At 32.7% G+C, this 25,903-nt stretch carries 17 protein-coding genes and 2 tRNA genes; 5 read left to right on the top strand and 14 right to left on the bottom strand.

All coding sequences use genetic code 11. The annotated features are described in order from the left end of the window. Positions 1-119 precede the first annotated feature (119 nt). The 3 genes from C1H87_RS21715 to C1H87_RS21705 all read right to left on the bottom strand — a co-directional run bounded on the left by C1H87_RS21715 (position 120) and on the right by C1H87_RS21705 (position 6,700). The gene (locus tag C1H87_RS21715) at positions 120-635 is read right to left on the bottom strand and encodes a sigma-70 family RNA polymerase sigma factor (protein ID WP_102757831.1); all 516 of its coding nucleotides are present in this window, start codon (positions 633-635) and stop codon (positions 120-122) included. An 8-nt stretch (positions 636-643) separates the two neighbouring features. Then, positions 644-1,774 (bottom strand): glycoside hydrolase family 5 protein, encoded by a 1,131-nt coding sequence (locus C1H87_RS21710; protein WP_102757830.1) that lies wholly within the window; start codon positions 1,772-1,774, stop codon positions 644-646. A 780-nt stretch (positions 1,775-2,554) separates the two neighbouring features. Further along, positions 2,555-6,700: a hybrid sensor histidine kinase/response regulator transcription factor gene (locus tag C1H87_RS21705; protein ID WP_102757829.1), complete on the bottom strand. Its 4,146-nt coding sequence runs from the start codon at positions 6,698-6,700 to the stop codon at positions 2,555-2,557. A gap of 539 nt (positions 6,701-7,239) precedes the next feature. Between C1H87_RS21705 and C1H87_RS21700 the strand changes: the two genes are divergently transcribed. Further along, positions 7,240-8,103, top strand: coding sequence for a hypothetical protein (locus C1H87_RS21700; RefSeq protein WP_102757828.1), 864 nt, complete (start codon positions 7,240-7,242; stop codon positions 8,101-8,103). 76 nt (positions 8,104-8,179) lie between these two features. Here C1H87_RS21700 and C1H87_RS21695 read toward each other — a convergent pair whose 3' ends face one another. Then, the gene (locus C1H87_RS21695; protein ID WP_102757827.1) at positions 8,180-8,809 is read right to left on the bottom strand and encodes a TetR/AcrR family transcriptional regulator; all 630 of its coding nucleotides are present in this window, start codon (positions 8,807-8,809) and stop codon (positions 8,180-8,182) included. 56 nt (positions 8,810-8,865) lie between these two features. Between C1H87_RS21695 and C1H87_RS21690 the strand changes: the two genes are divergently transcribed. From C1H87_RS21690 to C1H87_RS21680, 3 genes are all read left to right on the top strand, one after another. After that, positions 8,866-9,723 carry an alpha/beta fold hydrolase gene (locus C1H87_RS21690; RefSeq protein WP_102757826.1) on the top strand — a complete coding sequence of 286 codons (858 nt, stop codon included), beginning with the start codon at positions 8,866-8,868 and terminating at the stop codon, positions 9,721-9,723. 210 nt (positions 9,724-9,933) lie between these two features. Further along, on the top strand, positions 9,934-10,380 hold the full coding sequence (locus C1H87_RS21685) for a DUF6389 family protein (protein WP_102757825.1): 447 nt from the start codon (positions 9,934-9,936) through the stop codon (positions 10,378-10,380). A 3-nt stretch (positions 10,381-10,383) separates the two neighbouring features. Beyond that, a complete protein-coding gene (locus tag C1H87_RS21680) occupies positions 10,384-10,566 on the top strand; it encodes a hypothetical protein (RefSeq protein WP_102757824.1) in 183 nt (60 codons plus the stop codon). 107 nt (positions 10,567-10,673) lie between these two features. On the opposite strand, the gene C1H87_RS21675 is transcribed toward C1H87_RS21680, so the two are convergent. The 3 genes from C1H87_RS21675 to C1H87_RS21660 all read right to left on the bottom strand — a co-directional run bounded on the left by C1H87_RS21675 (position 10,674) and on the right by C1H87_RS21660 (position 15,829). Further along, complete coding sequence (locus C1H87_RS21675; protein WP_102757823.1) at positions 10,674-12,695, bottom strand: PepSY-associated TM helix domain-containing protein; 2,022 nt, start codon at positions 12,693-12,695, stop codon at positions 10,674-10,676. Between the two features lie 311 nt (positions 12,696-13,006). Continuing rightward, the gene (locus tag C1H87_RS21665) at positions 13,007-13,336 is read right to left on the bottom strand and encodes a DUF3325 family protein (protein ID WP_102757821.1); all 330 of its coding nucleotides are present in this window, start codon (positions 13,334-13,336) and stop codon (positions 13,007-13,009) included. 69 nt (positions 13,337-13,405) lie between these two features. Then, positions 13,406-15,829: a TonB-dependent receptor gene (locus tag C1H87_RS21660; protein WP_102757820.1), complete on the bottom strand. Its 2,424-nt coding sequence runs from the start codon at positions 15,827-15,829 to the stop codon at positions 13,406-13,408. Positions 15,830-16,512: 683 nt separating this feature from the next. Here C1H87_RS21660 and C1H87_RS21655 point away from each other — a divergent pair. Continuing rightward, the gene (locus C1H87_RS21655; RefSeq protein WP_158655317.1) at positions 16,513-20,916 is read left to right on the top strand and encodes a T9SS type A sorting domain-containing protein; all 4,404 of its coding nucleotides are present in this window, start codon (positions 16,513-16,515) and stop codon (positions 20,914-20,916) included. A 296-nt stretch (positions 20,917-21,212) separates the two neighbouring features. Here the strand turns inward: C1H87_RS21655 and C1H87_RS21650 are convergent, their stop codons facing one another. The 7 genes from C1H87_RS21650 to C1H87_RS21615 all read right to left on the bottom strand — a co-directional run bounded on the left by C1H87_RS21650 (position 21,213) and on the right by C1H87_RS21615 (position 25,857). Further along, complete coding sequence (locus tag C1H87_RS21650) at positions 21,213-22,520, bottom strand: carboxypeptidase-like regulatory domain-containing protein (protein ID WP_102757818.1); 1,308 nt, start codon at positions 22,518-22,520, stop codon at positions 21,213-21,215. Beyond that, entirely contained in the window at positions 22,501-22,887 is a 387-nt protein-coding gene (locus tag C1H87_RS21645) for a DUF1573 domain-containing protein (protein ID WP_102757817.1), read from the bottom strand. The genes C1H87_RS21650 and C1H87_RS21645 overlap by 20 nt, the downstream gene beginning before the upstream one ends. After that, complete coding sequence (locus C1H87_RS21640; protein WP_102757816.1) at positions 22,887-24,044, bottom strand: hypothetical protein; 1,158 nt, start codon at positions 24,042-24,044, stop codon at positions 22,887-22,889. The genes C1H87_RS21645 and C1H87_RS21640 overlap by 1 nt, the downstream gene beginning before the upstream one ends. Positions 24,045-24,112: 68 nt before the next feature. Continuing rightward, positions 24,113-24,400 carry a hypothetical protein gene (locus C1H87_RS21635; protein WP_102757815.1) on the bottom strand — a complete coding sequence of 96 codons (288 nt, stop codon included), beginning with the start codon at positions 24,398-24,400 and terminating at the stop codon, positions 24,113-24,115. Between the two features lie 915 nt (positions 24,401-25,315). Then, positions 25,316-25,390: transfer RNA gene (locus C1H87_RS21625), tRNA-Pro, on the bottom strand. Beyond that, positions 25,381-25,623: a GIY-YIG nuclease family protein gene (locus tag C1H87_RS21620; RefSeq protein ID WP_102757813.1), complete on the bottom strand. Its 243-nt coding sequence runs from the start codon at positions 25,621-25,623 to the stop codon at positions 25,381-25,383. The genes C1H87_RS21625 and C1H87_RS21620 overlap by 10 nt, the downstream gene beginning before the upstream one ends. A gap of 150 nt (positions 25,624-25,773) precedes the next feature. Further along, positions 25,774-25,857: transfer RNA gene (locus tag C1H87_RS21615), tRNA-Ser, on the bottom strand. Positions 25,858-25,903: the final 46 nt, after the last annotated feature.

Here is a 25,903-nt window from a genome sequence, read left to right as displayed (position 1 = left end):
GACGCTATAAAAGCTATTTATAATTATGACCCGAAAAAACTAAAAATGGGTAGCGCCTAAATGTAAAAACTAATAATACACATCTTAAAAGGTGCACATTAAACGACTCTGCTAACTAACTAAATATAGGCACTTTGCAATGTAAAACGTAATATTTTAAACGATTTCTTTAAATGGAACTTCACTGTATTTATTGATATTCCCAATACATCTGCTGCGCTCTTATATTTAGCACCTTCTAATACGCATAATTCAAAAACCCGCTTACTTTGTGTAGGTAAAACGTTTAGTGCATTTTCTATTTTTGTTCTGTTTTCTATATCAATTAAAAACTCTTCATGAGAAGGTGATAAAGCAGCTAAACTATAATCTTTAATCCGTTCTGTTTTTTTTGTTCGTTGTATCCGCTTTAAACAGGTATTTCGAACTGCCATACTAATATAATTTTTGAGATCTAAAATTCTGGTAGCTTTTTTTCTTTTTAAAATTTTCACAAAAACATCCTGAACCATATCCTCTGCTTCAGACATATCTTCCATATAGCTATAAGAAAGCAAGCACCATTCTTTATAATGCTTTAGAAACATTGTCTCTATTTGAGGGTTTAGACCGGCTTCTATAATATTATTCAACATACTTCTCTTTATTTACTGCTCAAAACAATTGATATAAGTTCTTTATTTTCTGTGCCATCCATATGAGTCAATCCAAAATTGTCGCTTTTATAATTCCAATTGGCATAGCCTATACCTGTTTCGTTAAAAAGCTCAATCATATCTTGATACCAGATAAGCCCTATTTCTTCTGGTGCGTTAGAAATAATTCCAAATTCACCGCAGTATAATTGTAATCCTAAATCTTTAGCTTTTTTAATAGGTTTTTGCCACATATCAAACAGCACCTCTTTATTAAACTCCTTATCTACCCATTTTTCGACCTCTGCATTTGCTTTAATAGCTTCTGGAAGTGATTCAAATTCTTGTCTGGTTAAAATTTTACCGGGGTAATGTACTGGGCCTTTATAATCTTTTAAATAGGTCCATCTTGCTGCATAATGACTTAAAAGAAAAGGCTCGTAAAAGTGAAAGCTTAAAAGGATGTTTTTATCATTCTCTGGTACTCGTAATGCGTCAAAGGTATCTACGGCTTGCCATCTGTTCGAACCTATTACTATGGTGCGTTCTTTTTCCAATTCGCGAATAACAGAAACGGCTTTGTTTAATAAATTATTCCAAGATTCATGATTGTCTGCAACGGCCTCATTCATTAACTCGTAAGCAACTAAACTATTTGGGAATTTTTTTAGCGATTTTGATAGGTCTTTCCACAAATCGAAAAACTTATCTTGTTCTGCAGGGTCTGTCCACAAAGGTTTTTCTTTTGCATTAAAATGATGTGATCTTAAAATATGCATGTCGACAATTACTCTAAGATTGTTTTCGGCACACCAATTAATGCAGCTTTCCATAAGTTGAAAGGCATCTTCATGACGGTTTCCATTTTCATCCCACATTTGTTCTTCGTCTATGGGTAATCTAATATGATCGAACCCCATACTGGCAACTTTTTCAACATCTGCTTTAGTGAAGAATTGCTCTCTTTCTATACCTCTTCTATCGCTTTGCGACAACCAATGGGCAATGTTAGTTCCTCTTTTAACTTTAAATTTTTCGAGTGCTACCTCTTTTTTAGAGCATCCTAAAAAAACACTTAATATGATAAGTAATCCTAATATAACGTTTTTAACAAATGCTATTTTTACTCTTAATTGCATGATTTAAGATTCTTATTTTTTTAAAATCAAATATTCGAAAACATCATTACCAACAAAAACATTAAAAACCCAATTAACAGGATTTCAAATATTAACCTTTTGTTTATTTTTTTCCGACTCATATATTATATGTAACTCTCAAACTTAACATTTCATTAAGAGTCTATTTGTCACATAAAATTCAGAATATGAAAGAATTGTAGCATCTGGGTTAAATTATATGCGTTTGCAACAAATGTTTCATGTCGTGCAACATTTGTGGCTTAACATTAACTGTTTTAAGGATGACAAGTAAGTTTATAAATGGAAATATCTATTAACTGTAGATTTTTATGAACTCAAAAATTCGTAGCATTGTAGTTAAGATCGTAAACTACTATTAACGTATTCTTGCTTAAGAATTCAAGGTGTTCCTCCCTTTTAAAAAGGGAGATGGATCCCGATGAGATCGGGATTCGGAGGGTTATATTTGTTTGTTATTTTTAATAAAACGCCTCTTTCTTCCTATTTTTATCAAAATCGAAATTCATTTCTCGGCTTTAATTTAAAGAGGAGAGCACTGTGACTGTAAAAAAATAGTTCTGAAACATGTCTGGGACACACACCGACATAAATTCTCTTATTCAAGATTCACGTACTATTAATGCTTTAGACTATACGTATTACTAATACTTTAACGCTTTTAATAATTGAAGTGAAATCAACTTCAACTTTTTGATGTGGCTAGGTTAATGTGCATTAAACTGTATTGATACAAATCTGGAAATATACTGGAGGGTATTACTTTATTTCGGTTGGTAACACCCCAAAATGAGCCTTAAAACATTTAGAAAAGTATGAAGGCGACGTAAAGCCAACACTATAACATGCCTCACTAATATTCGAGCTGCCTTTTTCAATGGTTTGCTTTGCCCGCTCTAGCCTTATTCTTCTTATAAACTCATTAATGGTTTGCCCGGTTAGTGCCTTAACTTTTCTGTAAAGCTGACTTCTACTCAAGTTTAAATGGGTTGCTAATTCTTCTACACTTAAATTTGAATTACTAATATTGTCATTAATATAGCTTAGTAGTTTTTGTATAAATTCTTTATCGATCGAACTCGTATTGTTATTCTCTTCCGAACCACTTATAGCACTAAAGTATTTGTCGAAAATTAATTGTCGGCTTTTTATTAATTGCGAAATACGAAGCTTTAAAAGTTTAAGATCGAATGGTTTTACCATGTAGGCGTCTGCACCGTTTTCTAATCCTTCAATCCTATTTTCGATAGTTGATTTTGCTGTAAGCATTAATAAAGGAATGTGACTGGTTGACGCATCTGTTTTTATAATTTTGCAAAATTCGAAACCACTCATTTCTGGCATAATAACATCTGTAACAATAACGTCTGGAAATGATTCCCGAGCCATTTTTATTCCTGATTTACCATTACTAGCCAATAAAACTTTATATTGATCGCTTAACTCGTACTTTAAATAGTCCCTTAATTCTACGTTGTCTTCAACAATGAGTATGGTTTCTGTTTTTTGAACCTGAACATTACTATTAGGTTTCTCAGTGATATCTAGCGTAGGAACGCTTAAAAAGTCTTCTTTTTTCTGGTGCAATGCCTTACTGTTTAAAACAATTTCATTTTCAGTAAAATGTGTATTACCAGCTGGAAATAATATTTTAAAGGTTGTGCCTTCGCCTATTTTACTTTTAACATCAATAATACCTTTATGTAGTTTTACAAAATTTTGAACCACCTCTAGCCCTATCCCTGTGCCTCCAAAATAAGTTTTGTTTAAACCTTCAACTTGATAAAAACGTTCGAATATTTTTGATACTTGATCTTCTTCTAATCCTGGTCCTGTATCTGAAATTATTATTTCCACCACTTTTATAGGTTTTTCCTCGTCTATTAATGGTAATATGTACAACTGGTCTGTCGATAAAAGTTCTATTGTTATTGAACCGCCATCTGGAGTTACTTTAATAGCGTTCGACAATAAATTGAATATGATTTTTTCGAGCATTTTCGTGTCTGCCCAAACTGTTATATCGGGCATATCTGCATCTACACTTAACAAAATACTCTTTTTAAAAGCTTCTTCTTGAAAATACCCGGCTATGTTTTCTGAAAACTGTATGAGGTTGATTTTTTCTGCTCTAACATTCATTTTTCTCAGTTCCAGCTTTCTTAAATCCATAAGTTCATTAATGAGTCTGTAGAGTCTATCTGTATTCTTATAAATTATGGCATGTTTATTATTAACCTCTTGTGGTAAATTAAGAGTTGTATTGTTAAGTATATCCTTAAGCGGATTAAGAATCAATGTTAATGGGGTTCTAAACTCATGCGAGATATTAGTGAAAAATTGGATTTTTTTCTTGTTTAACTCATCATTTTGAACCTGTTGTAAGCGTTCGTTTCTTATTTGCTGCTTTTCCTTTATCCTGCTTTGTGTTAACTTGTTTAATAGATAAACACCATAAAGGAATACTAGTAAATATGAAAAGATTGCCCAATTTGTTCGCCACCATGGAGGCAGCACGGTAATCTTTAATTCTAATGGGTTTACATTCCATACCCCATCGTTGTTAGCTGCTTTTAGCTTAAAAGTATAATCGCCTGCATCTAAATTGGTATAGGTCGCACTTCTTTTTTGACCAACATAATTCCAGGTTGTTTCGTAACCTTCTAAATAATAGGCATAATTGTTTTTTTCTGGTCTGGTATAATTAATTCCCGAATACTCAATGGTAAACACAGATTGTTTATGTGTTAAACTAATGCTATCGGTTTCTGAAATAACCTTATCGAGTGGAGACTCTTCAACTTTTGGAATAACTTTTTCATTGAATAATTTAAAGTCTGTAAGGTGCAACAATGGTGGGCTATTATTGATTTTTATTTCCTTCGGATTAAAATAATCTACTCCTTTAACGTTTCCAAAATATAGTTGCCCGTCGTCTCCTTTTAATACTGCTCCGAAATTAAAATCGTTAGATAATAAACCATCGTTAATCGTATAGTTGGTCGTACTAAAATTTTTTAGATCAATTTTAGCAAGTCCAGTATTCCCACTTACCCATAAATTGCTATCACCCTCTTCTATAATTGCTGAAATATTTTCTACGTTAAAACCTGTGTCTTTATTAAACCAAGTATATTCGTCTTTTGTTTTATCATATTTGCAAAGCCCAGTTCCACGTGTACCAATCCATATATGGCCTTTAGAATCCTCATAAATTGCAAGGATATGATTTGCATCTGAAGAATTCTTATAGGCCTCAGTCATTTTATTACCTAAAAAAATAATACTAAGCGATTCTTTTAATCGCGCTACTTTAAACAAGCCGTTTGTAGTTCCTATCCAAATAATATCTTCCGAATCAACCAAAACCTTTCTAACATCTATGGTAGAAAGTCCGCTACTAACAAAAGCATCTGAATCGTGTTTTTTAAAAGTCTTGGTTTTCGGGTTATAGGAATGAAGCCCTTGCGAAAATGTGCCAATCCAAATTGTTCCTTTGGAGTCTTCGGACAAACTAACAATGGTATTCGCTTTTAATGCTCCAGAAGTGTTTTCTACATTATAGTTAACGAACTTTTTTTCGTTTTTATTAAGAATAAAAATACCACTATCCCAACTACCAACCCAAATATTGCCTTTAGAATCTACTAGTAATGTTTTAATATAATCTGTTGTTAAACCGGAATAAATTGATTTTTCCTGACTATTGATATGTGAAATTTTGCCCGTTTTTTTATTATAAATATCAATGCCCCCACCATCTGTAGCTATCCATATATTTTTAAATTCATCTTCTACCATACCCAAAACCGACCCTATTCTTAACGAATTATCGTTAGTAGGTAAGCTTTTAATGTCTGAAAATTTATCGTAGAGCTTATCGCTAACGGCCACACCACTATTAAAATACCCCATCCAAATCCGTTTATTGCTATCTTCAAATAATGACCAGATGGAATTATGAAGAATACTATTTTCTTCGGTTTTACTTAAAACATAGTTTTTAATAACTTCTCCATCTGCTTTTATATGAAAAAGTCCATCGTTTTCTGTACCGACTATAAAAGTTTTATTTGCCAATTCTACTATAGTCATTATTTTTTTAGTAGAAAATTTAAATGTATCAACTGCTATAACATTATTATTAGCATCATCGCTTAAAGTACATTTAAAAAGCCCTTTATCTTTTGTACCTACCCACAGGTTGTTATTAGAATCTATTAGCTGTGTTTCTATATGGGTATTAATAGATTTTTTATCGTTTAAAAATAACCTGGTTTGTATAAGTTTGTTGTTAACGAAATCAATTTCTTTGAGTCCGAAATTAGTCCCTACAAAAGTTTTGCCTTGTTTAGAGTGTTGTATATTATTTATATATATCTGTAGCCTATTTTCGAATGTTGAGCTTAAAACTCTTTCAATATTAAATGTCTCCAGATCCAGTTTATACAACCCTTGACCGTGTGTTCCGATTAATAAGTTATTTAGGCTATCTTCTTCTAAAGATAAAATGAAAGCATTATTAAGCGGCATATCATCTACAGTGATTCTTTTAAATTGATCCAACTCCCTGTTGTAAAGATTTAAGCCATTTTCTGTGCCAATCCAAAGCCTATTTTTACTGTCTAGATACGTACATTCTATTCTACTACTACTTAATGATGTTGTATCTCGTAGCCCATATTTATAAACTGTATAATTTATACCATCAAACTTGTACAAACCGGTTCCTGTAGTTCCTATCCATATAAAACCGTAATGATCTTGAATAATATTTGAAACCCCGGTTTTGGGAATACCATCTTTTATATTAACAAAACGAAACTCTTGATTAGGTTCTTGGGACCAAATGAATAATGGACTTAGTAATACATAGTAGATAACAAAGTAAATTATATTTTTCATGTAGAAATCACTTTTACGGCCAGGCTAAATTTACAATTTTTAGATTTTATAACTTTGCTTGTTTTAACTACTTCTCTTTAGAATATAAAATTCTATCTTCTACCAGTTGCTAACCATCGCGTTTTAACCAAAAAAATATGGTATTCTATGATAACAAAATTGACAAATAGTTCAAAATACTCAAAATAGAACATTTTATACTTATTAAAAGAATATTATATCACCTTCTCTCTTTTCTTTATAAAGTAATTTAGCAATGAAAAATAAGAACTATGTAAAACATCGTCCAAATGCTCTTCTTTATTAATATATAATTTAATCCTACTTATTGTGAATACAAAACATTTATACAAATTTGCAAGTGTTAGCCTACTTTTCCTTTTGTTAACTTTAAAAGTAGGCGCACAAACCGAAATATATACCTAAGTTGCAGTAAATAATTTTAAGTTAATACGAAATCCCTTAGGTTTGTAGTTAATACTATAATAGATATATAGTTAATATTAACTATATATCTATGTTGGCACCAATTAGAGAAAATGAGTTACGATTTAAATTTTTATAAAAAAACAACTAGTTCAGTTTCAAAGTCTGATATTGAAAAATACTTGACTAATTTGCCAAATGTGACTAAAGAAAACGAGACACAATGGTTTTATCAAAATGAAGATACTGGAGCGTATTGCTCCTTCGAATATTACGAATCAGATGAGGAAGATGAAGAAGAAAACTTCAATGGTTTTGAAGATACTAACTTCACTTTCAATATCAATTTTATAAGACCTCAGTTCTTTGGAAAGGAGTGTTTTCCCTTAGTAGACAATTTAATAAGAGATTTGGACTTACACATTTTAAATCCTCAGGGAGATCCTGAACCAAAAAAATATGAAAATGGGATACTCGAAAAAGAATGGGGAGAATCCAATTTAAATTTTGCTAAGTCAAATTTTAAGGAATGGGAGCTTAGTTATCTTGAACTTAATAAATCAAATTATTCTTGGGCATTTAGCAAGAACAGAAAATCGTTACAAAACGCACTAGGCGATAATTATTTTGTCCCTGGTATTTTTTACATCAAAAAGAAGAATACCAATGTCGTCAATACATTAGCTGTTTGGCCAGAACACATCCCATATATTTTACCAGAAGTGGACTATGTTCTTGTTCAGAAAAAGATAAAGAAATTATTCAGGACTAAGAAGGAAGACGGACTGATAAAATATTCAGAATTAGTTTCTAAATTAGGTAGTTTTTTTGTTGACGAAAAGGACTATAAAATAATTCATCCTGAAAACGCTAATAAGATTTCGAAGCTGTTTAATGAGTTACCCTTAATTGGAGGTTTTGAAGATTTTGGAGAAGGAATTACAGTTGATAAATTCGTTAATACAAAAAGTAAATAAAAGGTGCTAACAATGTATAACAAATCATAGCCGCCTATCGGCAGGCTACGCTTGTTATACTAGACGTTACCACCAATTACACAAAACAATCAGGAATAAGTTTTTTATATTCAATTTTACCCAAATTTGTTAGGTAAGGATAAATCATAAACAATAAGTTATTAGATTGTAGTTCTATATAATTTTGATTAATCTCTTTTTGATATAAATGAGAATTGTATATCCAAGTATTACTGAAACCTATCATTCTTTCAATCAAAAATTGACTCTCATTAATAAATTCAAAACTTTGCAGATATTGCTTTTCTATTAAAGTGCTAAACAAAAATTGATACCCTTTAAATCGGTTTTCATAAATCTTTTCGAAATGAAGTTTTATTTTATTATTTAATTGGAGTAAATTATATAAATCTGTCCAAAAAAATTGATACTCAACCATTTTTTGCATACTCAATTTAATATCTTCTTTAACAGTTTTAAAAGTAATCTCTCTTTCATCCAATTGTTTGACTCGAGAATCAAACTCTGAAACCATTTCAAAATATAAAGCCTCTAAAATATCTTCTCTTCTTTTAAAATGATAATTCAAATTCCCTGAACTTATTCTTAATTCTTGTGCAATCATCCTAATAGTTACATTGCTAAATCCCTGTTTATTAAATAACTTTCTGGAAACTGATAAGATATTTGTTCTTCTATTTTTCATTAGTAAACTTGTCCTAATATTGATTTTTTAGTAAATTTGTCCTAAAAGTAACTAAAATGGATTCATTATATAAATCGGAGCAAGGAAAAAATGAAATTTTAAATCTTTATGATTTGAAATTAAAAGAATTGAATATCGAATATCAATACAAAATTGCTGATACCACATACGGAAAAACAAACATTATCATTAGTGGAGGTTCTAAAAACCCTCCAATTATTATTGTTCACGGGTCTAATGGTTGTGCACCAATTGCTCTTGAAACATATCCTAATTTGTATAAGAATTTTAGAGTTTATGCTATTGATGTTTTAGCGCAACCAAATAAAAGTGCTGAAACTAGATTGAATATGAAAGATGATTCATATGGAAGATGGATAAATGAAATAATTAACTCTCTAAAAATTGAAAATGTTATTATGGCTGGTTTTTCATTTGGCGGATTAGTCATATTAAAAACTCTTGAATATAATGAAAGTAAAATCAAAGAAGTTTATTTGTCTGCACCTGCTTACATTGTTAATGGAAATCCACTAAAAGCTTTATTCAAAATATTTATTCCAATGAAAAGGTTTATGAAAACAAAGAAAATCAAATATGTTGAAAAATTTTTATCCCAAGTTTTCACCGAACGTGACGAATTTGCAATCAAATATTTATCAAAAGTATTCTTACATTTTAATATGGATTTTACACCTGTGCCAATAATAAAAAAAGTAAAAGCCAATTCAATAAAAACGCCAATAACTTTAATTGGAGCAAAAAATGATATAATGTTCCCCGGAGTAAAAATGATTAAAAGAGCTTCTCAAATATTTCCTTCATTAAAAACTCATATACTGCTTCAAAACTCAAAACACGTGCAGTCTAAGAAAGATAATCTTGTAATTGAAAATATAATACTTAATAAATAACGTGCTACAACAATAAAAAACATAGGGCGTTTGTTCTTAATCGAAAGGTCTGTGTCTATTAACAAAGTCCACTAAATATAAAATTTGGCGTTTATAGTAGAAAAGATAAAAGCAAAATATTTATATTTAGCTAAGTAATAAACCGAAACGAAAGTTCTTATTAACTATCCTACGTTTCTTACACTAGTAGTTATGTGCAATTAAACCAACATGGAAGAAAACAAATACAAAATAGAATTAAGAAAGGTATTAGATGAAAATTCATCAAGTGCAATAAAAAATCTAAATGCAACATTACAATCTTTGCCTGAGAAGACTAAAAGCGTTGAACTAATGATTTTTCCTAATCAAGATGGTGAAGGCACTTTTGGAGTTCGAGTATCTCTATCTGGTCCTGATTTATATGTTTTGAATAAAGCAATTGAGGGTTCTGCTGATCTAATTAATATAATTCATACTCCAGAGGGTTTAAAACCCGCTGTACCGCTTATGAATCCCTTTGACTCAAGCTTTGAAGTGAATGATGTATTATCTGATGTGGTTGGGGATTGGTTAAAATTTATTTGGAGTCAGGTGGACAACAATAGTATTAATTTACCAGTTACAATTATAGCCGATGAAGACTATGGTATGACTTTACCGATTGAACTGAATTAGAATATGAAACTTGATTACCATATAATTAAAACCTTCTTAAATGGATTTCAAGATAGCGAAAAGCCGACCTTGAACACTTTAGAAGTCTTTACAACTCTTAATTATAATCATAATGATAAGTCAAATTTCAATTTGGTTTGGCATTATTTAAAATTGATGGGAGGCATAAATAAGAATACCTTATAGTACTCTTGAGCATTTTTAACCCCTAAAAAAGCCCCTATTTTGGATATCAAAAAGGAGCTTTACAAACTAACTCAAATTTAAAAATTGTTTTTTTAACAAAAACAAAATCATTCCGGTTCCTTAATCCATTTGTTAATGCTTAGGATTAAAAATGTATTTGCTACTACCATCATAGCCAGAATAAGTAATTCTGAAATGTTGGAAATCTCATAGAGTAAAGATGCTATAAAATGATACACATTAAAGAGGCCTGCTAACAACGCCCAGATAAAAGCGGTCCATTTGAATCCGTTTTTCGATAGTTCTAACGTCAATAAGCAAAATAGTAACGCCAATCCTTCAAGGATGATACGCCAGATATGATGATTTAAGGGAACAATACCATCCGAGCCTTCTATCATAACACTTTCATTATAGTAAACACCAAAAAGTCCATAGATGTGATGCACAATGTAACCGACTGCCAAAAACAGCCATAAAATTGAAATTTTTGTTCTCATAAATTTTAAGTTTCTATTCGTTGTTAAATTGTTTTTTCGATATTCTTTTATTGCCTCTTCTTTTAGTATATCGTGTTGCGTTTTAGGAATTGGACGTTTTAATTTTTTAAGGATAAATACAGAGACCAATCCTATAACTATCCAAAACAAATCAATACTCAAAATGGCATATTGTTCATCTTTATACATTTTCCAAAACCAGTTTTTTGAAGATATTCCATTAGCTATTGGAATTAAAAATGCAAAAATGCCACCCAATACAAGGCTGTATTTATTGATTTTGTAATTATCCCTCATAAACCTAAAAACAACAGAAAGTAATAACCAACCTAAAAAGAAAATACTATATAAAATGGTTTGTCTGGCGGAATCTAAACTTCTGGGAATCAATTTGGCAATAATAAAGGTAAATGCCGTTATCGGGTACATGCTTAGGCATATGGCAAGATAGATATGACCTACTTTCCGGTTATAGAGTTTTTGTGATGCCGGAACGCTTTTCTTATTTCTAGCCTCCAGCCAAATTAATACGCCCGAAATGATTACAAAACAGGTGATAAATGCTAAAACAAGATAAATAAACTTTAAAGGCAGTCCCCCATAATCACCAAAATGCAAACGCCTTATAGTAAGTTCTACATCTTCCAGATAATCATTTTTATAGGGATCTTTCTCTTCTATTAATTTTTGAGATAACACATCATAAACTAACCTACCATTACCCAAGAATTTTTTCTGGGTATCCAATACCCCATCCACTTGAAACTTCATATTGGTAGCCCCATAGTTTCTTATGTAGACTTGGGTAGGCATAAAAGTTTCCCATTTCGCAAGGGTTTTATCCATAAAAGGATTGATACTAGGAATGTTATCAGCTTCAGACCCGATTATGTATGTTTTGGTCATAGGACGTAATTCCTCAGATAGCTGCTTTGTATTGTTGTTATATAGGTAATTGGCAGGTAGTAATACCAACGCGGACAGGCACAGAAAGCAACCTGTAACTGCAAATACAAACTGAAAGGGAAGCCCTATAATTCCCAATGCTGTATGCGCATCTGTCCAAACCGTCTTTAATTTTTCTTTTGGACGGAAAACATAAAAATTACTAATTATCTTTTTCCAATGAACTATAACACCGGTTACTATGGCAAAAAGAAAAAACAGAGCTACAAAACCCGCTAAGTAGATTCCAAATTTGGGAATCTGACTAAAAAAATGTAATCGATACAGCAATTCTCCTAAACTGTAGAAGGCATAGTATTCGGAATATTTATATGTATTAGCATTGATATTAAAGTAATAATTCTTGCCGGGTTGGTTTACGATGGTAGTATCTTGTGATTTACTTAAAAGCACATAGATTTCTTGTTTAGCATCTGGCAATATCATTCGTATATCCCTTCCATATAAATGATATCCCTCTTCCTTAATTGAGGAAATTAATCTATCATAATCGATATCCGATGAATTTTCAGTTCTTATCAAATCTCCTTTTTCCCAAGCTGTAATCTCATCTTTTATCAATGCAAAAGCGCCTGCAAAGAAAATGATGTAAAGCGCAACACTTATAACGATACCACTTACCGTATGTGTATGGAAGAAAACATTGTAATTCCTTTTGCTCATCGTAAAGTAGGTATAGGATGATGTATGTTACCATAGTAGACGACAAGACTCAAAAGAAAAATAATCGCCATATAAATAAACATGACCTTCCATCCATTTTTTGATAAAAAAGGGAGCAACATGAAAACACACCAAATTATAAAAATGCCATAGGCTGAGGTTATAAGAACATTTTTATGTCCAGGAAGCCAAAGCGCAAGTGCCATATGAAAAAGGGCGGCAATTATATACCCTCCCAGTATACCAGATAAGAGCTTCGCAAAACGATGCCAGCCAGAATGCGTTAAATATTTTTGGTTTGCAGGCATGATCTATAGGGTTAATTCTAGAAGTAATAAACAGGTAAAAACTAAAAACATCCCTTTGTAACCAATCCATTCTAAGGGGCTTAGCAGAACGACCAAACTAGCAATTACCATTAGTAATATGAGCCCAAAAAACATCCCTGTGCCAAAACCTTCTAAAATTCCGAGAAGAACAAAACCACTGATTAGAACCACAGTTCCTACGATTTTGATAACAGTATTATTAGTCTTGGTTACCTTCTGTAAAAACCGAGGTACTTCCAGCCTATTTCTTTTTGATGCAAGTGAGAGCAAAAAGAAACCTAAACAGAAAAGTGCTATTGTTATTGTGAGCATAATATGATGTTTTCAAACAACAGCCTTGGTAAATAAATATTCCAAGGCCATTGTATTATTTGAGGCAAATTAAAATCTATAGGTAAAATTGGCATAAAGCGCTCTTGGAGTCTGCGGAGTAATGGTTGACCAACCCTTGTAATATTCTTTATTAAAGGCATTGTTCAATTTCAGGGAAATTCGATATTTATTAACTTGGTAGAAAATAGATGCATTTGCCACTGTGTAGCTTGGAAGAATAAATTCCCCTGTAGACGCGTAGTTTATAGCAAAGCGTTCACTGGCTCCATTAAAACCAAGACCGAAACCAAAACCATCTAGTTTTCCTTGTTGAAATTCGTAATTTGCCCAAAAGTTATATAGTGTTTCGGGACCAGCTTCTAACGGTCTTCTGTTCAAAATCTCAGTATTATCAGATTTTGTAGTTTCACTATCATTATTGCTATAGCCTGCCTTAATGTTCAATCCTTTAATTGGGTTGGCGTTCACTTCAATCTCTAAACCACTACTTTCTACCTCACCTCCTTGAATTTTATTAAATGGTGAAGTGGGGTCTGTAATAACGCGGTCTTTAACTTTAATATCATAATAACTTATAGTCGCATTGAGACGGTTACTAAACAAATTGGTTTTGATACCAAACTCCAATTGATTGGCTTGTTCGGGATCAAAGGTTTTTAAGGTTTGTGGACTACTATTAGGGTCTCCAACCAATACAGGAGCGACATTTGTAAACCCATTTTGGTAATTGGCAAAAACTGATAATTTTTCTCTTATAGGTTGGTATAAAACTCCAAATTTGGGAGAAAAGGTTGTCTGATCATAATCATCTTCTGGGTTTGCCAAATCTCCTTCATTGTCAAATATATCCAATCGTATTCCTGCCATTACTGAAAGTGAAGATGATATATTAAGCACATCAGAAATATAGGCACTATAGGTATGGTTTTTAGACTTTATATTGGCAACTGCTTGAGATTCCAATATAGCATCTACCCCTGCTGTTGATAGTGGATACGCATCCGTTTCTACATCTGGCGTAAAAGGGTTGTCTCCACTACTCCCACCTTCGGGTGTTATGTTTCCATAGAAGACAAAATCACTATCATTGCTCGTCAATGTTGAATTGAAATAGTCTACTCCTATAACGACCCTATTGCGTAATGTTCCAAATTTAAAATCACCTATAAAGTTCTGCTGAATGTCTGTAGTTTGTGTATTAGAATTCTGTTTGCTAATGAAACGGGAAAAAGTATCGTTGCCCAAAACTCCAAAATCAAACAAATAAGAGTAATATCCTTTTGTAGATGTAGAACTTTTTGACAGTATTGTTTGTGATTGCCAAGTATCAGAAAGCTTATAATCCATTTCTATACGATAATTTTGGGTGGGGTTTTCCAATGTTAGTTCATTGCTAGTAAAAGATAACTTATTGTTATAGTTCAATGCGTCCAAATTGGCAGATTGGGTAGGTGCACTTCTATTTAAAAACAAAAACATTGGATTGGTTTGTTCTGCTTGCGAAATTTCGCCGTAAAAAGAGAATGATAACTTATTGTTTACACGATAAGAAAGCGATGGTGCAACAAAAAAGGATTTTCTAAAACCAGCATCTTGAAAACTCTGCTCTGTAGCATAGGAAGTATTCAATCTAAAATAAATATTATTATCCTTATCCAAGGATGTATTAAAATCTCCACTTAATTGATTAAAGCCATAAGTTCCAGAAGTAAAAGACAATTCACCTCCCGAACCAATATATGGCTTTTTTGTAACGACATTTATAAGACCTCCATAAGAGGTAACTGCACTACCGAATAGTGTAGCTGAAGGCCCTTTTATGACTTCAATACGCTCAATATTGGCAGCGTTAATAGTTCCGTTGGTCAGACCTGGAATACCATTTACTAATTGAGGCTGTACAGAAAAGCCTCGTAAGGAATAATACCCAGCTCCATCTCCTCCCCGTCCTGTAGATGTCCATAGTTTCTCAACCCCTACGGCATTTTTAAGTGCATCTTCAAAATTCGTTACTACTTGCGATTCTAATAAATTAGAAGTAATAGTACTGTAGACTTGTGTATTTTCTAAATCTTTAAGCGGCAATTTTGAGACGTAAGCCGTTTTCTTTCTTGAAAACTTGTTTCTGCGTTCTCCCTCTACTACAACCGCTCTTAAAATTTCGTTCCCTTCATATAAAATAATAGGCATTACCTCTTTAGCCTCTCCATTGGCAATACTAAAAGAAATTTCTTTGGTTTTAAAACCTATATATGAAACCATAAGTTCATAGTCTCCATTAGAAATATTTGAAATCTCAAAGGTTCCATTTTCATCAGTTTGTGTGCCTTGGGTCGTGTTTTTAATTAAAATATTAACTCCCATTAAAGGAGTCTGAGAGTTATCGCTAATTGTCCCTTTTATTTTTCCTGTTTGAGCAAAAGAACAAGTAATGGATAATAAAATTAAGGTTAAAGTAAATTGGGTTTTCATTTATTTTTATTTAGACTTAGTATAAATAACAATTTGGAAGCAAATGTATATTTCATAATTCATTTAGCAAAACTTATTTAGAATTATTTTAAATAGTGATTTTTAATGTACTGAATTACAGAAGGAAATGCACTTGTTTTTTAGCTTAAGCTATTTGGTATTTCTTTATTTAAAACGTTCAAGCAAGTTTTCTATGTCCCCGCCTATTTAGGTTTCAACGACTCCTGCATAGATTTGTATTATTGATAGCTGGTATATTCTAAAAGCTTGGGTACAGTTTCTATAGGATTTCTATAATGCCCCTTATTATTAAAAACTAGCTAAAACAATTTGTTCATTGTATATGCTTTCTTCTGGAACTCGGGTAAGTGTGATAAAATACACACCAAGATAATAAGCAATCAAACGATCTGAAAATATCATTATATAAAGATTCATATTCTTCAAGAAATATTTAACAGCGCTCTTCTAAGTAGCTTCTTTTAATAATTTCAAGTGTCAATAAGTAGAACTTAAATTATTCCGTTTAACAAGTAGTATTAGTAAAATATCACACATGTTTTATTACATGCTAAAATTTCCTACAATTTAATTATAAAATGTCTTTTTATCCGATTTATTTGCATTTCATCTATTTTTGTATATATTTACATACGAAAATAGTAAGTAAAAACAACATATTCATGAAAACAATTAGACAAAAATTAAGTAAACCATTAATTATAATTCTGCTTTTTTTAGGAATGCAGTATAGTATACAAGCACAAATTACAGTTAGTGGTTCTGCATCGGAAACCTCTATTACTTCTAATACAGCAAGCACCGTAGCCCCTAGTTTAACGGTTTCGGCTTCTGAAAATATAACAGACTTTACAGTCTCTATTATTGATTCATATTCCACTAATGATCAACTAAGCTATACTGGTAGTTTACCATCTGGAATTACGGTAACACCGTGGAACGCAACAACTAGATCTATTGTTTTTAACGGAACAACAACTCCTGCAGAATGGCAAACATTCTTAAGAACTGTAACTATCACAACCGGTGATGTTTGTTCTCCAGAAACGCGTCAAATATCTTTTGCGGCTGGAGAGACCTACTACAATCCTTTAAATGGACATTTTTATAGGTTGACAGACACACAATCTAGTTGGACAAATTCACAGAACACGGCCTCTAGTACATCCTATTATGGTAGAGAAGGTTACCTGGTAACTTTAACCAGTGAAGCTGAAAATACATTTGTTTCTAGATTGGTTGGTCAAAATTCATGGATGGGTGCCTCTGATGATTTTACACAAATAAATAATGCTCTTGGAAATACAGTTTACGCAAATCAAAGTGCCGCAGAAGGAAATTTCTATTGGGTAACGGGGCCAGAAAAAGGCACACAACTAACAACAGGAAATGGTAATGGAACTGGAGTACCTGGGGTTTATCAAAATTGGAGAAATAATGAGCCAAATAACTCAGGTATTGAACATTTTGGACATGTTTATACTGGGTCGGGTGATTGGAATGATTTTGCCGATACACAAAGCATATTTGGTATTATAGAATTTGGAAGTATGCCTAATGATGTTACTGTTTCGGCCCCTCAATTTTCCAAAAATATAACGATACAAGCTGCTCCCAGTGGTTCCATTTCTGGTGGAGGCGTCACCGTCTGCACAGGTACCAATAGTACAAACTTAACCTTAACTGGCTTAACAGGGACTGTGGTTCGTTGGGAAAGTTCTATAGATAACTTTATTACTACAGGAACTCCTATTGCAAATACAACGACAAGTTTAAATGTTACAAATATTACTGAAACCACTTATTACCGCGCAGTTGTTAACTCTACTGCCCCTTCTGTATGTAATAGTCTGGTGACCTCCAGTACGCCAATTTTTATAAGTGAGCTCAATCCAGGTAATGTTCTTGCACAAAACACTACAATTTGCGCTGGGGCAGATGTGGAGTTATACGTGACCGGACAAGATGGAACCGTTCAAAAATGGCAACGGTCTACAGACAATACCAATTGGACAGATATCGCTAATACAACTACAACTTTAACCGAAACGATTGCCAGTGCAGGTACTGTTTATTATAGAGTTGTTCTTGAGATTTTAAGTTGTGGCACTTCTCAGGCATCAGCTTCTAAAGAAATTACCATAGTGAACGGTACATCACCCGTGGGTGGGCAGGTTAGTTCTGCTACACATGCATCCGCCACCAATAGTGGTACCTTAACCTTAACAGGTCAAACCGGTACAGTAGTGAAATGGCAACAATCAACAGATGATGGTATTATCTGGTCTGATATTTCAAATACAGCAACTACATATAACTATACCAACATCGCTACCGAAACCTTATTTAGGGCGCAATTGACCAATGGAAGTTGTGGAACTACATTTAGTGATGAAGGTACGGTAACACTTTCCTCTTTTACAGTAAGCACAACCGCTTTAACCATAGCTGAGAATGCCGGTACAGATACCTTCACGGTAGTTCTTGGAGGTGAACCTGCAAGTAATGTCGTATTAGACATCAGCAGCAGCGATACAGACGAGGCTACAGTATCATTAGCACAATTAACCTTTACGAATGCTGATTGGGACGCACCACAAACTGTAACTGTTACAGGAGTTAATGACGTCGTTACAACTAATGATGTTGCTACGATTACCATTGCCGTAAACGATGCTTCTAGTAATGATGCCTTTGACTCTTTAGCAGATAAAACCATCGCAGTAACACTTACTAATGATGATGCTGAATTCACTATCACCGACATCGTTAATACAACAGTAGCCGAGAACGCGGCTTATACTAGCGTCTCTCCAGCCATAACAGGAGATACCCCCTTTGGAGCTTTAACTTATACCTTAGGAGGAACAGATGCTGGTGATTTTACGATTGATTCGGGCACAGGAGTTGTAAGTATGATTGCTCGTGATTTTGAGAATCCTGTAGATGATAACACAGATAATGTGTATGTACTAACAATTACAGCAACTGATACAAATGGTAATTCAGACACAGAAGATTGGACTGTAGAAGTTACCGATGTTGTTGAAGCGGCCTCTTTTACTATTGATGCCATTGCCAATACGACCGTAGCTGAAAATGCAGCTTACACCAGTGTAACGCCTAATATTACGGGAACACCTATTGGAACTGTGTCTTACGCGTTAAGCGGAACGGATGCTGGTGATTTTACCATTGATTCGGGTACGGGTGTCGTAAGTATGATCGCTCAGAACTTTGAAAATCCTGCAGATGACAATACAAATAATGTTTATGAACTAATTATTACGGTAACGGATAGTGATGGTAATGCTGATTCTGAAGACTGGACGGTAGAAGTTACCGATGTTGTTGAAGTGGCTTCTTTTACTATTGATGCCATTGCCAATACAACCGTAGCTGAAAATGCAGCTTACACAAGTGTAACCCCTAATATTACGGGAACGCCTATAGGAACTGTGTCTTACGCTTTAAGTGGAACGGATGCTGGGGATTTTACGATTGATTCGGGTACGGGTGTCGTGAGCATGGTTGCTCAGAACTTTGAAAATCCTGCAGATGACAATACCAATAATGTTTACGAACTAATCATCACCGTAACCGATAGTGATGGTAATGCTGATTCGGAAGACTGGACGGTAGAAGTTACCGATGTTGTTGAAGCGGCTTCTTTTACTATTGATGCCATTGCCAATACAACCGTAGCTGAAAATGCAGCTTACACAAGTGTAACCCCTAATATTACGGGAACACCTATAGGAACGGTATCTTACGCTTTAAGTGGAACGGATGCTGGGGATTTTACGATTGATTCGGGTACAGGTGTCGTGAGCATGGTCGCTCAGAACTTTGAAAACCCTGCCGATGACAATACAAATAATGTTTACGAACTAATCATCACGGTAACCGATAGTGATGGTAATTCCGATTCTGAAGATTGGACGGTTGAAGTTACCGATGTTGTTGAAGCGGCTTCTTTTACTATTGATGCCATTGCCAATACGACCGTAGCTGAAAATGCAGCTTACACCAGTGTAACGCCTAATATTACGGGAACGCCTATAGGAACTGTGTCTTACGCTTTAAGCGGAACAGATGCCGGGGATTTTACCATTGATTCGGGTACAGGTGTCGTGAGTATGGTCGCTCAAAACTTTGAAAACCCTGCCGATGACAATACCAATAATGTTTACGAACTAATCATCACGGTAACGGATAGTGATGGTAATGCTGATTCTGAAGACTGGACGGTTGAAGTTACCGATGTTGTTGAAGTGGCTTCTTTTACTATTGATGCCATTGCCAATACAACCGTAGCTGAAAATGCAGCTTACACAAGTGTAACCCCTAATATTACGGGAACGCCTATAGGAACTGTGTCTTACGCTTTAAGTGGAACGGATGCTGGGGATTTTACGATTGATTCGGGTACGGGTGTCGTGAGCATGGTTGCTCAGAACTTTGAAAATCCTGCAGATGACAATACCAATAATGTTTACGAACTAATCATCACTATAACCGATAGTGATGGTAATGCTGATTCTGAAGATTGGACAGTAGAAGTTACTGATGATAATGGCGCTGAAGTATTAGCTCAAATTGGCTTAGAGGGAGATAATCCAGATAGTATCAATGCCATAGTAACAGTGTCAGAATTAAATACTATCACAGGATTAACAGACGCTGTACCAGCAAACGAAACAGCGTATCAGGATTATATAGATGCTAATCCTGATAGTTTTTCTTCACCAGCAATATTATCTGAAGTTCAAGCCATGGTAGACGCTGTTAATACTTTATTAGGAAATGAAGATTTTGATAGCTTCTCTTTTAATATGTATCCAAATCCAGCTAGTTCAATGGTCAATTTGACATTTAACAAAGGGGAAAACGGCTTTACTGATATTGAAATTTATAATACTATAGGTCAATCTGTTTTTATCGCAAGAAGAGAAATTAAAAACAATAAAATATCATTGGATATATCGTCACTACCTAGTGGAACCTACTTCTTAAATATTAAAAATCAAGAGCGGTTAACTTCTAAAAAACTAGTCATAAATTAACCTTACATTATTTTAAATGAATTTTAAGAGGCTACTTTTACAGGTAGCCTCTTTTTAATTCTATAATTAGTTTGATATTATACACCCCGTTCCCCCGCTCCGCAAAGTCTCCCGACTTAGCGGGTTAATTGAAGTCGAAATTGTAGATAATCTTGTAATAGATGTTTTAAAGAAGTCATCAATTACAAAATATAATCAGTATTGAAAATGAACGTTTTTTATGAATATTGTTGGAGTTATAATGACCTCAAAGTCGTTAGACTTTGTGGAGCAGGTTAATGATACTAGAAAGAAACTCATCTATTTAAGTTAAACTTATTCTCAACTTGTTTTATTTTTTTTAAAAATTGATTTTTATAACTTGAACTGTTATTTGAAGGGTAAAACCATTTACCTGAGTTATTCATGTATTGAATTTCTAAAGTTGTTTTTGGTGCTAAATCTCTGTTTATAATATCTATTTTTGAATCATTTTCAATCCTTAATCTTTGCCATTCATTTGGAGAATAAAAGATGTATGGGTTTCTAGAGATTGCATTAGCTCCCCAATATTCATCTGGCGTCATTTTAAACTCGTTAAACTTTTGAGAAATGATTTTTGTAGTATTGACATGGTAAGTTTTTTCAAAATTATAAGAAGATGTCATATTTGATAAAAATACTTTATCATTAAAATAGTGTAATGAAATCGATACGTTAGTTTTTATATATTTACCAAAGGGATTGGTTGGAAAATCAGTGGTATCATAATTAATTTTAAGAATTTTTAAATCCATTGCAAAACAATCTATATAACCATTATATTTTTCTCCTTTAAAACTCAGCCTATATACTTTTTGATGGTTTTTGTAGTAAATAGAATCTAGTCCAAAATCATATTTTTTCCATTTTTTTGATAAAACACCATATTTAATAAGTCTTAAATATTGGTTTAAATTAGCTGAACCGTTTAACCAATAATCATATTCTAAGTTATATTTTTTCTTAGCCCCTTCTTTCCAAAGAGAATCAATATTTGCTAGTTTAGTGTTTTTATAAAAAAATTTATATCTTGATAAATATGATGCGTTATGTAAATTTCCCATATTTATAGCATAACCTAAACTCTGTGCAAAAAGTACATATTTACCATTATATTTTATCTTCTCTTTATAGTAAGCTTTGGATATATAATTATAGTTTGGAAGGCTATTAGTAAAACTTTCATACATTTTTTTGAAAAAATATTTTGGGGATATTTCATCATCTAAATTTTTATTTCCAACTATTATCTCATCGAGCATTATAGTATCTTCCTCCAAATATATAATGAGATTTGGTAAGTTTAAGAAGCTATGGATATTAATCTTTTTTTCTTTATACCCAAGAAATGAAAAACTTAATACGTCTTCTGGTGCAGCTCTTAAACTTAGGTTAAAAAAACCATTTTTATCAGTTGTAGTTCCTATCCCTTTATTGCTACATATAATTGTAGCCCCTTCTAAGGGAGTTTGGCCTTGGTCAAGTATTCTTCCTCTAAGGGTATAATCAACATTTTGAGCCTGTAGCGAATATATTAAAACAGTAAATAATATATAAACGAGACTACTCTTTTTTAATAACATTTCCAAAAATTAAGAATCTATAAAATTGTTGTTCCGTATTTGAATCTATTATCGCATAAACTTTTGATTCACCGATTTTACCAGTTGTATCAAACTTCATAATTAATTTAGCCTCTTCATTAGGAGCTAGCTTATTTTTATTAAGCTTTGCTTCGGTACATATACAAGATGTACTTGACATATTTAATGCTATGTCCTTTTTCGAAACATTTTTTAGAATAAAAGTCTTTGATATTAAAGTGTCTTGTTTTACGTTACCAAAATTATACTTTCTATTTTTAATTTCTAGCTCTATTAAATCTATATTATCTTTTGTTTGACCCCATATTAATACGGGTAGTAAACATAAAAAAAGTATTATTTTCATTAATTATTTATTTTAAACTTAAACAAGATAAACTCTTCTTTTAAATCATCTGGAGGTAATTGAGCATAGTAATACGGTTCTATATATCCTATTACTTTAAAACCTTTTGGTACATCAACATCTCCTATTAGTGTATTGTCTTTATAAATTTGCAATCCGTCCATTTGAGATGGTTTGTCTTTTTGATATCCTCTAAATAATATTCCTGTTTCTGATATTTGTTCTAAATATTTGTAATAACCATATTTTGGCCTATCGGTTTTATAAACACCTACATAATTTTCTGTAGTTGTTACCTCAGGATATCTAGCACTAATATTTCCACCTTTATTACCAAACTTAGAAGTAATAAAATAGTCTTTCTTTATATTATAAATCAAGCTATCCGCCTCAAAACTAATAATTAATTTACCTTTGAATTCTGTAAATAGGACATTACTAAATTGAGGTATATATTCATAATTTTCATATACTGGAGAATAATTACCAATTATATCTACTATTTTGTTTTCCTTTAAATCCAACACAGCTATACTTTTCGTTTGGTCATAAAATGTTCTTGAAGTGTAGGCGTTAATCTTTGGGTGACTTGTAGTTATTGAAAGCAACAATGTCTCTGAATTTAAAAAGCTAAGATTTAACCCAGGATAATTAACTTCATATATACCAAGATAATGAGGTTTTGGGTTATTAACTAACTCTTTAATATTTGTGTTCTCTGTACTAAAATTAAGTCTTGATGAATTTATCTTTTTCCAGGTTTTATTGTTTATAATATAATAATCATAAGAACTACCTATGATAAAAATTTCATCCTCATGCACAGCGTAATCTACCCATTTTTTTGATGGAATTTCATTAGGTCCGTTTCCCCTACCTAAAACCTTGTTTTCAAAATTGTAATTTGTGTTGTAAATGTAAAAAAAACCATAAAAAAAATCTCCCCAAATTAATTTATCTTCCAGGCAGGACCATCTTCCTACCAAAGAAGTTTTACTTGCATCTATAGAAATGGTATCAAGGGATATGCTATTAAACAATATATTGGTATTTCCTGTATATAGAGCATCCCGGTAAGAATTACCATTTTCCTTAATACATGAAAATAGTAAAAAAGGAATTATTACATGAATGATTTTATATAGCTTTAGCTTCATGATTTTTCCTGTTTTTTTATAAAAAGTATAGAACTACAAGTCATTTATGTAGTTCTATACCGTATTAATTATGATGGACAATTAGGACTATGGTCACCACAAACTCCTTGACCACTTGTAAACTCTGCGCACTTTTTCCTAAAGGAAATGTAGTTACCGCCATAACAAATACCATCATTATGACATCTACATTTTAAAGGATCCGTATCAGGCCAATAAGGGCTTTCTGCATTGGCAACATTGATTAATGATAAATTAGTTAAATCTAAATCCTGGTTGTTTGTTATATTATTGCTATTAGCAAATAATACTATAGCAAATACCGCTATCCCTAGTATTGAAATTACTTTTTTCATGATTAATTCAGTTTTTAGTTATTTATATAGGCTAAAACCTTTTTCAATTATTATTTTGTAAAGTCTTAAGAGGCATACTACTTTTGGAACATGATGATTGCTTAAAACGTTAAGCAATTATAAGCGTAATAAAACTGTAAAAAGACAGTATAACATTAAACGCTTCCTCTGGGGGGTTGAATTTAAAATCTATATCATAGGTTATTTACAGTTACAGATTTGTTATAATTTCATACATATAATTTCAAAAAACACTCAAGAGATTTTGTTGAAATTACTACAAAACTAATAGGTCAAATGGACAAATTCTGTCCATTTGACCTATTTAACAAAAAAATACAATTGTTATACAATTAAAAATTATCTTATAAAAACCCTAAATATCAGATAATTGAAATTAACACCTACAGAGGTTTTACTCAAATGAAAAGCCACTACCATGTAAGAACTCTATGTATAAATGATTAGCACAAATCCAATGGAAAAGTGAGAGGATAATATGTTATGAGGCGTGACATATTCTTATTTAGTTTTCAATTAAATATGCTCGTTTTTTAGAATTGTACTTCTTGTAATTTAACATGGAAATAAGACCATTAAAACTAAGGTTTCATTGTATAAATAATAAACATTTTACTCCGCTTAAAAATGGGATTTGGATGAGGAAGGAAGGTAAAAAAGTAATAATACCTAACTGCGCAAGCTATTTAAACAAACATATAAAATTAAATCAAAAAGTATTAAGCATAAAAAACCATATGTTTTTGCAATCCCGGATGCTTAAACAAAACATTACAAGTTATGATGTACCTTTTTTTATCAAATCATTTCAAATTAAATGATTGCCTTAAAACGACAAAAACTTGATAGTCATACGATTATCAAGTTTTTGTTACTATTTGATTTGTTAAAAAGTCGGGGTGGCAGGATTCGAACCTGCGACCTCCGCGTCCCAAACGCGGCGCGATAACCGGGCTACGCTACACCCCGAATTGGTTATCTTCTAAAAACCGTTTAGCTCCTCTCTTCTTAATCTTCTTCTCTAGCTTCAATGCTTCTGATCGATCGGCTACTTCTAAATATTTTATCAGTTGCCATGGCGATCCTCCCTTTGTTGATGGAACTAAACCATTATTATGTTTTACTAATCTTTTTTTGATATCACTAGTTTGACCTATATAATATCTTGAACGTTTTTGACTATATAATATATAAACTACCATAAGTCATAGTTTTGGGTGGTCACGCCTGTAGCGTGACGACCTCCGCGTCCCAAACGCGGCGCGATAATAACTCCTTCGGCGTCATCTTTGACCGGTCATAGACCTGCCACGCCTTAGCGTGGTACACCCCGAAGGTTATCAAAAAAAAAGCGGAGAGACCGGGATTCGAACCCGGGCAACACTTACGCGTTGACAGATTAGCAATCTGCTCCATTACCACTCTGGCACCTCTCCAATATTATTATGAACCTTGCAATAAAATTGCGGTTGCAAATGTACT

Source organism: Flavivirga eckloniae, from assembly GCF_002886045.1.
Classification (GTDB): Bacteria; Bacteroidota; Bacteroidia; order Flavobacteriales; family Flavobacteriaceae; genus Flavivirga; species Flavivirga eckloniae.
This window is presented reverse-complemented; position numbering and strand designations above follow the sequence as displayed.

What these genes read in the sequence shown, in the direction of transcription:
- C1H87_RS21715 (WP_102757831.1), bottom strand. Translation starts at nt 635, where the DNA reads ATGTTGAATAATATTATAGAAGCCGGTCTAAACCCTCAAATAGAGACA.
- C1H87_RS21710 (WP_102757830.1), bottom strand. Translation starts at nt 1,774, where the DNA reads ATGCAATTAAGAGTAAAAATAGCATTTGTTAAAAACGTTATATTAGGA.
- C1H87_RS21705 (WP_102757829.1), bottom strand. Translation starts at nt 6,700, where the DNA reads ATGAAAAATATAATTTACTTTGTTATCTACTATGTATTACTAAGTCCA.
- C1H87_RS21700 (WP_102757828.1), top strand. Translation starts at nt 7,240, where the DNA reads ATGAGTTACGATTTAAATTTTTATAAAAAAACAACTAGTTCAGTTTCA.
- C1H87_RS21695 (WP_102757827.1), bottom strand. Translation starts at nt 8,809, where the DNA reads ATGAAAAATAGAAGAACAAATATCTTATCAGTTTCCAGAAAGTTATTT.
- C1H87_RS21690 (WP_102757826.1), top strand. Translation starts at nt 8,866, where the DNA reads ATGGATTCATTATATAAATCGGAGCAAGGAAAAAATGAAATTTTAAAT.
- C1H87_RS21685 (WP_102757825.1), top strand. Translation starts at nt 9,934, where the DNA reads ATGGAAGAAAACAAATACAAAATAGAATTAAGAAAGGTATTAGATGAA.
- C1H87_RS21680 (WP_102757824.1), top strand. Translation starts at nt 10,384, where the DNA reads ATGAAACTTGATTACCATATAATTAAAACCTTCTTAAATGGATTTCAA.
- C1H87_RS21675 (WP_102757823.1), bottom strand. Translation starts at nt 12,695, where the DNA reads ATGAGCAAAAGGAATTACAATGTTTTCTTCCATACACATACGGTAAGT.
- C1H87_RS21665 (WP_102757821.1), bottom strand. Translation starts at nt 13,336, where the DNA reads ATGCTCACAATAACAATAGCACTTTTCTGTTTAGGTTTCTTTTTGCTC.
- C1H87_RS21660 (WP_102757820.1), bottom strand. Translation starts at nt 15,829, where the DNA reads ATGAAAACCCAATTTACTTTAACCTTAATTTTATTATCCATTACTTGT.
- C1H87_RS21655 (WP_158655317.1), top strand. Translation starts at nt 16,513, where the DNA reads ATGAAAACAATTAGACAAAAATTAAGTAAACCATTAATTATAATTCTG.
- C1H87_RS21650 (WP_102757818.1), bottom strand. Translation starts at nt 22,520, where the DNA reads ATGTTATTAAAAAAGAGTAGTCTCGTTTATATATTATTTACTGTTTTA.
- C1H87_RS21645 (WP_102757817.1), bottom strand. Translation starts at nt 22,887, where the DNA reads ATGAAAATAATACTTTTTTTATGTTTACTACCCGTATTAATATGGGGT.
- C1H87_RS21640 (WP_102757816.1), bottom strand. Translation starts at nt 24,044, where the DNA reads ATGAAGCTAAAGCTATATAAAATCATTCATGTAATAATTCCTTTTTTA.
- C1H87_RS21635 (WP_102757815.1), bottom strand. Translation starts at nt 24,400, where the DNA reads ATGAAAAAAGTAATTTCAATACTAGGGATAGCGGTATTTGCTATAGTA.
- C1H87_RS21620 (WP_102757813.1), bottom strand. Translation starts at nt 25,623, where the DNA reads ATGGTAGTTTATATATTATATAGTCAAAAACGTTCAAGATATTATATA.